This window comes from Allobosea rubneri (assembly GCF_032464875.1).
GTDB lineage: Bacteria > Pseudomonadota > Alphaproteobacteria > Rhizobiales > Beijerinckiaceae > Allobosea > Allobosea rubneri.
Genome location: NZ_JAWDID010000031.1, coordinates 56,421 through 65,646, shown reverse-complemented (window position 1 = coordinate 65,646; position 9,226 = coordinate 56,421). Strand labels below are relative to the sequence as shown.

Below are 9,226 nucleotides of genomic sequence, written 5' to 3'. Positions count from 1 at the left end.
CTGCTCTGCCGGTGCTTTCTCCGGCCCGGATTTCTGTCTCATCTGCGCTCCAAAATGGCTGCGATGATCCAGAAATCCTCCCTTCCCGAAAACCCCTGAACTGTCTCAAGGGCGCTGACGGCAGACACCTGCACGCCCTACCAGGCGCGGATCCCAAGCGTTTGTTGCAGACGCAGTGAGGTCGGGGCGCAACCGACAGTTAACCATCGTCGGCAGCATTTGGACTAAATCGGAACGATCGCCCTCACTGCGAATTGCTAAGCGACCAGCGAGGGACTGTTCGATGCGGTACGGCGTTTCAGTTGAATTCTGGCTCTTCCTTGCCCTGGTGCTCAATCTCGCGCTCTCTCTGGCGATAAATCTCTGAATGGGGCACGCGAGCTCCGTTAGCGGAGGTCGGCACCGTCACTAGCTTGCCATCTCGTCGAACGTGATCGAAGCCAGCGTACCGATCGGCCGATGGTGATACTCGAGCTGCGCACCCAGGCTCTTCGACATTGCAGCGATGATCTTGCCGCCGAGACCACTCCCTTTCGCCGTCCCGTTACCGGTCCAGCCGATGCCATCGTCAGCAACGCTCAGGGTAACCTGCGTGGACGGAGTGCGGGAAAGACTGACGCGAACTTCGCCCTCCCCGACCGGATAGGCATATTTCAGAGCGTTTGTGACCAGCTCTGTCGCGATCATGCCCACGGATACGGCGCGATCGGTCTTAATCGAGACCGGCTCGGCATGAAGCTTGATCGTAGGCGTCCGGCCTGAAGCCGTGATGGAATTACCCAACTCGCCGACCAGCGTTTCCAGATAGGCAGCGAGATCGACCTGCTGGACATCCGTTGATGTGTAGAGGCTGCGATGGAGGTTTGCGATCGCGGTTATCCGAGCTTGCGTTTCCGCCAGAGCGGCTGTCGCGCCGGGCTCGACCACCGCCGAAGCTTGCATCCGAACCAACGAGCCAACGAGCGCCAGACTGTTGGCCACACGATGATTGACCTCCGCGAGAAGCATCTCTGCCCGATCCTTTGCCTGCCGAACCTGGCGCTCCGCTTCTTCCTTCGCCCGCATCAGCCGGGCGCGCTCGACCGACTGTTCGAGTGCGGCAACGAGCAAAACCTCGAAATCATCTCCGACCGTTTTCACGACATAGTCGACGGCCCCCGCTTTCAGTGCCTGGACGGCGATGGAGAGTTCGGTCGAGGCAGTGACGTAAACGACCGGTGGGCTTTGCTCCCGTACCCGTAGCGCTTCGAGAACGGCGACACCGGAACTCGTTCCGAGGTCATGATCGAGGATCACGACATCGACATCGCCATCAGCAATACGGGCGAGCCCGGATTCTGCGGTCGTGACGTGTTCGACCTCGTAGCCGCGGCGGCCGAGGATGCGCTGGACGAGCCGCCCGAGTGCGGCATCGTCGTCGATATAGACAGCCTGGATTATGCGGTTGGGCATTACCGCGTCTTCGCCGACTGCATCATTCGGTTTCCGGGACCTGCATCACCGAGAAGAACAGTCCCAGCTGCCGGATGGCGTTCGCGAACCCGTCATAGTCGACCGGCTTGGTGATGTAGACATTGGCGCCAAGATCGTAGCAGCGCTGGATCTCGCGGCTGTCGTCAGTGGTCGTCAAGACTATGACCGGCGAGCGCTTGGTATGCGGGTTCGCCTTGACCCTCTCCAAGATATCGACGCCGGCCATGTCCGGCAGGTTGAGGTCGAGCAGGATTAGCAACTGCCTCCCCGAGCTGGCCTCGCCCGTACCGTCCTCCCCGAGCAGGAAACTCAGCGCGTCGGTGCCGTTCCTGAACGGGATAATATCGTTGTTGACCCCCGCGCGGCGGATATTCTTCTCGATGAGACGAGCATGACCTTCGTCATCCTCGATCATCACGATCGAAACCGGCTTCCCGTTGCTCACGTCGTGGAACTCCGCTGAACCGCGCCGAGGTCGGGCGGCAATAGAATGGTGAAGGTGGTGCCGACGTCCAGCTCGGAGCTGACGGTGATATCGCCACCGAGGTTTCGGACGATCGTCCGGACATGAGCGAGACCGATGCCCTCGCCCGGCATATCCTGCGTCCCTGATCGTCGAAAAAGCTCAAAAATCCGTTCGTGATCGGCAGGCGAAATACCTCTGCCGTTGTCTTCGAACTCGACAACCACCCAGCCCGACTTCTCACGCCTGCCGCGCATGACCACCTTGAGGGGTCGCTTCGGCGATCGATACTTGATGGCATTGTCGAGCAGGTTTCCGAGCACCTGCTCCATGGAAAGACGATCGGTGCGGATCTTGAGCGGCTGGCACTCGACAATTACGCCACCACCGCTCTCGGAGCTCTCGGTCGCCTGGTGATGTACGGCCGCTGCTGCGGCCTCCAGCGTCGCTGGTAGATCGATCGCCTCGGCACGCAGGACGCGCTTGCCTTCCCGCGATATCTTCAGGATCGCGTTGATCAGCCCATCCATCTTGCGCGTCGAGGAGCGAATGAAGCTGATCGCTTCCGGAAGATCGACGTTGACCGCAGTGCTGGCCTCCTCCAGCGCCGCCGGGGCCGCCGACGAACCGGCCTCGAAGTACGCCTTGATCGGAGCTGCTGTCGCTTCAAGTTCGCTCGTAAAGCCCATGATGTTCACGAGTGGCGCTCGCAGGTCGTGGGTCACGATATAGGCAAAACGCTGGATCTCTTCATTGGCCCTGGTCAGAGCCTCGGTCCGCTGCTGGACGCGCTGTTCGAGCCCGACATTGAGGGCGGCAACCTCGTTTCGGGCGGCACTGATCTCGCGCGTGTAGCGTGCGATCGTCCAGAACGCCGCTACAGCGAAAAGGATGAGGGCAACCGCGCCGGCTACGATGGTCCAGCGCAATCGAGCCGACGCCGCTTCCTGCCCGGCAATGGCATGCTGCAATCGTTGCTCCGATTGGGAGAGAATTGCGCTGAGTCCGGCGCGCGCCTCGTCCATCAGATCGCGGCCAGGCCCTTGCCGAACCGCAGCGATTGCCTCCTCCCAAGCGCCGCGTTCAGCCAGGGCGACGACTTGGGCAAGTTCCGCCAGCTTGCTGCGCAACGCCCCTTCGAGACGGTTGAACTCCGACCGGGTTGCGTCGGTGGCGCCGACCGTTTCCTTCAACCGCTGGAGGGTCGTGTCGAACCTGGAGACTGCATTCATATAGGGACCGAGATAGGCAACGTCGCGCGAAAGCAGATAGCCGCGCTGGCCGGTCTCGGCATCCTGGGCAAGCGAAAGCAGGTCGGCTGCTGCACTTCGGGTCTCGCGCGCCGCGACCACTTCGTCGAACTGGCGCTCCGAAAGCCTGGTGAGCCAGAAGGACGCGACGACAATCGCGAGCAGCACCAGCGCCCCTCCTGCAAGCAGGACGAGATTGGATCTTAGAAACTGCGATTGAGAGATAGGCATCGACAAAACCCAGCGGCCAAGGGTGCATGGCGATGCCCTGAGAAACGCGCAATAGCAAATGACAGGGTTTCGCGATTTATCGCGCGGCCCCTTTCATCGAGCTCGGTAGTGGCGCGCAGGCTCGCATAAATCCACGCAGAGTCAGACGTGCGGCTATTCGTCGCCGCCGACGCGTCGATGGCGCGCCTCGCGTCTCGTCAGGGTGCAATGAACCGCGTGAGGGCAGCGGCGCAGAAGGATGCTCCGGGATGCCATCGCACGAAATCGAGCGGGAGGAGCCTTTGCGCGCCGCAACTAGGGCTTAGGCTCGCCGTTCGCGCGCTTGTTCGTCATATCCGCAGCCGTTTCGCCTCGAAACGTCAGGGAGGCTTGGTAGAGCACTGTGCCGGCCTCGTTTTCGACCGCAACCCGGAAATCGACCGCTGCGCTCCTGGGCAAGTCTCGCACGAGTTCACCGAGTGCGCGGTGAGCTTCCTTCACAGCTGTCGCATCATCCAGCAATTCGATGCCGCCAGTTAAATCTAGGCGTTCGCCGTCACTCACTGCGAAGCGGTACGTCGGCATGGGGCACCTCCCAATTCGGAAGAAATGCCGATCACAGGCACGGGTTCCCCGACGCCTGCAACCTGAGCCAACGATTGCGTGAACGAGGCCTGACGCGCGCGAGTGTCGGGCTCCGACCCAAAGTACAATCGACGGAACGTCAGGGAACGTGCCAGCGTTTCGCGACCATGCATAAGCTCAGACCCAAGACGGCAACTTCTGCGATCGAGGAACGCGGGCGCGCGCGGCTGATGCTGCAGATGCCGCAGCACCGACAGGCATTTGCCGGAGCTTCGAGCGACCGCTTCCTCGACATATGCGAGGCCTATGAACTGGCGTGGAACGCTCTTAGCCACTGGTCCCAATCGCCGGCCGCCGAGCAGGCTGATCGCCTGGAGGAGTACCGCGCAATCCTGGCTGAGTTGGAACGGGAGGCTGCGCATTACGTGAGCGCAGGAAGCGAGAGAATGTCCGCCCCTGTGTGAACGGCCTGGGCAGCCCTGGGTCAAAGCAGGTAAAGCTCGTCCCGGCTTTATCAATCTGCCGCCGAGCCGTTGATCCGACGCAAGGATGGCTGTAGCCACTTCGTGGATACCAGCGCAATGGACGCCAGAGTATTTTCAACACTGAACCTGCCCGCGCGCCAGCAGCTTGATGCTTGGCGCGGCTGGTTTGATTTATTCGATGTTCAGTTCGATGCCTCTTGTGAGGGCTTCGAGGCAACGAGCGAGACTTGGAACTTCGGCAGATTCAGCTTGGGCCGGGTGAAGGCTCCGAAATTGCTGGCCTCTCGAACGGCTAAGCACTTACGTCGCGATTCAATCGATCACTGGAACATTGCGATCGGTCAGAAACGAACGCTTGCCGATGCGGGAGGAAATCGTTCGATCGACGTGCCAGCCGGCGTACCGTTTGCCGCATCGTTGGGCCGTGACGTCGTGAGCTTTCGGGATCAGGACGAGCGCCTGCAGCTTTACGTGCCGCGCGATGCCTTTCCTGACTTGGTCCCGGCATTCGAGGCCGTCGAAGGTCGGCCGCTGACGAACTCTATGGGGGTGCTTCTGGCTGAATTTCTCGGCCTTCTGGCTCGCTCCGCTCCGGGGATCCCCCAATCTCATGTTCCTGCCCTGCAGAGCGCTATTCACGCAATGCTGCTGGCTTGTATTGCGCCATCGCCCGACAACGACATGATCGGCGCAGCACCAGTCGCCATGACAAGAAAGGCGGTTATCCGCCGCATCGTGGATCAGAACCTGCATCGCAGCGACCTCAACACGGAATTCCTCTGTCGCGAGGCCGCCATGTCGCGCTCGCAGCTTTACCGGCTGTTCGAAACCGAGGGAGGCGTGAAGGCATACATACAGCGCGAGCGTTTGAGGCGGTGTTTGGGGGAGATTACCAACAGCATCGTCAGTAAGCGGTCGATCCTGTCGATCGGAGAGGAGTTTGGTTTCACGGACGCATCCAGTTTCAGCCGTGCTTTCAAAAGAGAATTCGGCCTGACGCCGACAGAAGCGAGGCACGGCGACCTGTCAGATGCCCCCTTGCGGCCGGTGCTTGGTAGACGGCTGAAGGCCGAGGTGAGCAGTCTGGTGGATATCCTTCGACAGTCGGCGTGGCCTTAGGCCTTCCAAATGGCTCAGTCCAATCAAAAGGCCCGGTTCGCGTTAGCGAAACCGGGCCTCAATTTAGAACGAGAACTCAGCGCTTCCTAAGGGCGTCGATCGCCTCCCCCGCGGCGCTCGCCGCTTCCGACTTCACCGCGTCCAGCGCGCCGTAGAACGCGCCGCCGAAGGCACCAGCGAGAACCCCGGGCGGTCCCGCGTAAATTCCGATCTCGCCGCCCTTCATGAAGGCCTCCTCGGTTTTCTCGCCGATGTTGCAGATGGCGTCGTAAAGGTTGAAACCACCGCTCACGTTGTCCAGGGCCTCATCATTCAACGCAACGTTGTCGCGCTCGGTGTTCATCGCTCTGCTCCATCACTCGCGTCGTTTCGGTGAGGCAGGTGTACGGTGACTGACTTACAGGAAGCTTACAAGCGCGGTGCTAACGGCAGTGCCGTCGCTTCACGCCGCAACTATGGTTTCGAAATCGGCACTGCTTTTCTCATGATTTGAACAGTCGAAGATCAAAGCCATACATTGCGCTTCAGAGCCTCGACGTTTAGATCGCCCGTTGTCGGAAGGCACGGGTTCCAGCGCTCAGTCGCGCTTCGTTGGGCGTCCAGGATCGATCGGAATCCACGACTCCGACGGCTTCGGAGCCCCTTTCGCGGGCCCTCCCGTGCTATCGTTTGGATCAGTCTTCGCCCCTTCCGCCTCCGGAACTCCCGTCCCGGGCCGCGGCCGGCTGTCGGTGCTACGGCGAGGCTGTCCGGCGGTCTTGTCTTTGTCGGGCGTTGTGCTGTTCACGGCTGATCTCCCTGAGTTCGCGCAGACGGTTTGCTCCCGTCTCACTCTCGAAGCTTGCCCAGATTCCCAGGCAGCCCCGAAAATGGCAGATCGTCGGGGCTTTGATTGGTGCCTGGAGCAGGATTATCCTCTTGCCCGTGGCCTTGCGGCTCGCGGCGGGCTTCCCACTGAAGAAGTGCAGCGACGAGCTCCGCCAGCTCAGCAGCCGCCTTGGAGCTCTCGGGTGCGGCGCTCAACGCGTTGGCGCGCGCAGCGACTGCTTCGTATTCGTCCTTGTTTTCGATCTGCATGTCCGAACCTCCAAACATGCCCTCCGAACACGAGAGATCGACCGAGGTTCCCAAACGACGAGGGGGCATATCCCTCAAGGACATCTATTACGCGGAGAAACAGATCCTGAAGGCCTTGCCGAAAATGGCGAAGGCGGCGACGGCACCTGAGCTGAAGCAGGCTTTCGAGAAGCATCGCGACCAAACCGAGATCCATGTCGAGCGTCTCGCGGATGTGTTCGAAATCATCGGCAAGGCGCCGCGCGGCAAGACCTGCGACGCCATCCTCGGGATCATCGATGAAGGAAAATCGATTATCGAAGAGTTCGAAGGCAGCCCAGCTCTGGACGCTGGACTGCTGGCCGCGGCGCAGGCGGTGGAGCACTACGAGATCTCTCGCTACGGGACGCTCAAGGCGTGGGCGCAGCAACTCGGAATGGCGAATGCTGCGAAGCTTCTCGATCAGACTCTCACCGATGAGATGAAGACGGATCAGACGCTGTCCCAGCTCGGCGAGAGCAAGATCAACAAGCAGGCCCTGGCCAAGGCAGCCTGATTCCTTCGGCTCCGGCTGCATGCCGGAGCCCGCTCCTCCACTGGCGATCGAGTCGCACTGCAACACTCAGCGGTTGCGGCGCGGAAACTCGACGATCCCCTCCGCCGTGGGTTGCTGGCTGGGATCGACGGCATTTCGTCGAGCGGCGCGATCCGCACGCTTCTCAGCCTCAACGCGATCTGCCTCAACAAGGCGATCGAGGGCACGGGTGAACGGATTGTGAGGACTACGTCGGCCGGGCGTATTCATCATCGAGCCAGGTCCTTGTGGTTTCGCAAATCAAATCGATGCGCTTCTCGCTGGCCGGCGCTTCAGCTTGGTCAGAGGGCCCTCGAGATCGGTTCTCGCATCGCAGTGCATCTGTGCGGCGTGGAGAAATCTCCGCCATGCCGGCATGGGATCGCCTGCCGGCGTCATTGAGACGGCATGCGACACCAAGGTATCGGGCAGGATCAGCTCGTCAGGGTCGAAGCCAGCCGAGCGCGCCAATGCTCGGGCTATGTACTCCACGCGGCCATGCTCCATGACGCACCTGCAACTCGATAATCAGCCTGCCGCTCGGTCGAGCGACCGGTACATCCGCGGTTCGAATGACCAGCGGCAAGCGTCACGCCGCTAGGGCGCGAAGCGAATCCCGATCACGTCGGCGATGGCTCCAGAGGTGCTACGGCCTGGTCACCCAGAACCGTACCATCCTGCATCGCCGTAACTTCCCGCAGTATTTCGACGGCATCTTTCTGCGCTCGAATGAAGCGCCCCATGTCAACCGCACTCTCCGGATTCGCGCCCAAAGCCTCGAGGGCGGTTTCGACTGCACCCCGGAGAGCACCGAACCGGTCTACAAGTCCGGGAACCAGACTGACGGGAAGCTCGCTCATCACCGAAGCTTACGCCCTTGAGCCGGTCGCGCACCGTCAAATGACATATTTTCCTAGACGATACGGACGATCAGCCACTGCCTGTCGCGCGAGCGCGATTGTGAGCCAGTCCCCGGCATCGATCAGGGCACGCCCAGTCCGGCTAGCCGATTACCTCTGAACCTGCATAGCTGGAGTGCGTCGAAACGCTTGATGCATCCGTTGCCCACCAGCAATGGATCGCTTCAGCATTCGAGCCAAGACCGAGTAAGACCGCCATCCTGCCGAGATTTCGCATCTTTCACTGGGTCGCCGCTCACAAGCGCACCCTCGCCACCGATGAATTCCTGGGGAACACCCTGGCGTTCATTGCAGGTGCTATCAATGCCGGCGGTTTTCTGGCCGTCGGTCAGTACACCTCGCATGTGACGGGGTTTGTCTCTTCGATAGCGGACAATCTCGTCCTGGGTTCGCTTGGGATCGTGCTGGTCGGTGTCACCGCGCTCGTGACCTTCGTGTCGGGGTCTGCCTGTTCGGCCGTCCTGATCAATTGGGGGCGGCGCAACGCTCCTGGGAGGCAATATGCCTACCCGCTCGGCTTGGAAGCCGCCCTGCTTCTGCTGTTCGGTGCGCTCGGCAGCGCCAGCGGCGCCTTTCCCGGTCTTCTGCTGCTGGCCGCGCCACTACTCTGCTTCATCATGGGCCTGCAGAATGCCACCATCACAAAGATCTCAGGTGCCCGGATGCGCACCACCCACCTGACCGGAATGGTCACGGACATCGGCATCGAGATGGGCAAGCTATTCTACTGGAACCGGCGCCATGGACCGCCTGGTGCCCGCACGGTCGCCGCGGACAGGCGCAAGCTCGCCATCCTGCTGCGCGTCGTCGGCATGTTCTTCGCCGGAGGCATTGTCGGGGCCGTCGGCTTCGCGCAACTCGGGTACGTGTTCACGGTTCCGCTCGCGGCGATCCTCCTGGGATTCGTTTGGCCGACCTTCGTCCGGATCGGCAAACGACCATAGCGCTGCGCCTTGAGGCTCATTGCCTCGCACCCGAACCCGTTCTTCACGGGAACTTTTAATCTCCGGGTTCATTCCTCCCAATGTCGGGAGGATGGCATGGAAGATGCGCTCTTCGTCACCGCTGGAATGCTTGCTGTAGCAGCCTTG

General features: G+C 61.2%; 11 protein-coding genes. 4 read left to right on the top strand and 7 right to left on the bottom strand.

Going from position 1 to position 9,226, the window contains the following annotated elements; genetic code table 11:
* Nucleotides 1-408: 408 nt before the first annotated feature.
* The 4 genes from RKE40_RS19040 to RKE40_RS19025 form a co-directional block, all read right to left on the bottom strand.
* Entirely contained in the window at nt 409-1,452 is a 1,044-nt protein-coding gene (locus tag RKE40_RS19040) for a sensor histidine kinase (RefSeq protein WP_316019790.1), read from the bottom strand.
* A 22-nt stretch (nt 1,453-1,474) separates the two neighbouring features.
* The gene (locus RKE40_RS19035) at nt 1,475-1,888 is read right to left on the bottom strand and encodes a response regulator (protein ID WP_291649246.1); all 414 of its coding nucleotides are present in this window, start codon (nt 1,886-1,888) and stop codon (nt 1,475-1,477) included.
* Between the two features lie 26 nt (nt 1,889-1,914).
* Nucleotides 1,915-3,354, bottom strand: coding sequence for a sensor histidine kinase (locus RKE40_RS19030; RefSeq protein ID WP_316019789.1), 1,440 nt, complete (start codon nt 3,352-3,354; stop codon nt 1,915-1,917).
* Between the two features lie 357 nt (nt 3,355-3,711).
* Nucleotides 3,712-3,981 carry a DUF6894 family protein gene (locus RKE40_RS19025; RefSeq protein WP_316019788.1) on the bottom strand — a complete coding sequence of 90 codons (270 nt, stop codon included), beginning with the start codon at nt 3,979-3,981 and terminating at the stop codon, nt 3,712-3,714.
* Between the two features lie 167 nt (nt 3,982-4,148).
* Between RKE40_RS19025 and RKE40_RS19020 the strand changes: the two genes are divergently transcribed.
* Both RKE40_RS19020 and RKE40_RS19015 read left to right on the top strand, forming a co-directional pair.
* Nucleotides 4,149-4,445: a hypothetical protein gene (locus RKE40_RS19020; RefSeq protein WP_316019787.1), complete on the top strand. Its 297-nt coding sequence runs from the start codon at nt 4,149-4,151 to the stop codon at nt 4,443-4,445.
* A gap of 117 nt (nt 4,446-4,562) precedes the next feature.
* The gene (locus tag RKE40_RS19015) at nt 4,563-5,585 is read left to right on the top strand and encodes a helix-turn-helix domain-containing protein (RefSeq protein WP_316019786.1); all 1,023 of its coding nucleotides are present in this window, start codon (nt 4,563-4,565) and stop codon (nt 5,583-5,585) included.
* Between the two features lie 76 nt (nt 5,586-5,661).
* On the opposite strand, the gene RKE40_RS19010 is transcribed toward RKE40_RS19015, so the two are convergent.
* The gene (locus RKE40_RS19010) at nt 5,662-5,928 is read right to left on the bottom strand and encodes a hypothetical protein (RefSeq protein WP_316019785.1); all 267 of its coding nucleotides are present in this window, start codon (nt 5,926-5,928) and stop codon (nt 5,662-5,664) included.
* Between the two features lie 485 nt (nt 5,929-6,413).
* Nucleotides 6,414-6,662 carry a hypothetical protein gene (locus RKE40_RS19005; protein WP_316019784.1) on the bottom strand — a complete coding sequence of 83 codons (249 nt, stop codon included), beginning with the start codon at nt 6,660-6,662 and terminating at the stop codon, nt 6,414-6,416.
* Nucleotides 6,663-6,678: 16 nt separating this feature from the next.
* On the opposite strand from RKE40_RS19005, the gene RKE40_RS19000 reads away from it, so the two are divergent.
* Entirely contained in the window at nt 6,679-7,197 is a 519-nt protein-coding gene (locus RKE40_RS19000; protein WP_316019783.1) for a YciE/YciF ferroxidase family protein, read from the top strand.
* A gap of 66 nt (nt 7,198-7,263) precedes the next feature.
* On the opposite strand, the gene RKE40_RS18995 is transcribed toward RKE40_RS19000, so the two are convergent.
* The gene (locus RKE40_RS18995; protein ID WP_316019782.1) at nt 7,264-7,449 is read right to left on the bottom strand and encodes a hypothetical protein; all 186 of its coding nucleotides are present in this window, start codon (nt 7,447-7,449) and stop codon (nt 7,264-7,266) included.
* An 883-nt stretch (nt 7,450-8,332) separates the two neighbouring features.
* Between RKE40_RS18995 and RKE40_RS18990 the strand changes: the two genes are divergently transcribed.
* Nucleotides 8,333-9,079, top strand: a complete 747-nt coding sequence (locus RKE40_RS18990; RefSeq protein WP_390893445.1) for a YoaK family protein — start codon at nt 8,333-8,335, stop codon at nt 9,077-9,079.
* Nucleotides 9,080-9,226 lie beyond the last annotated feature (147 nt).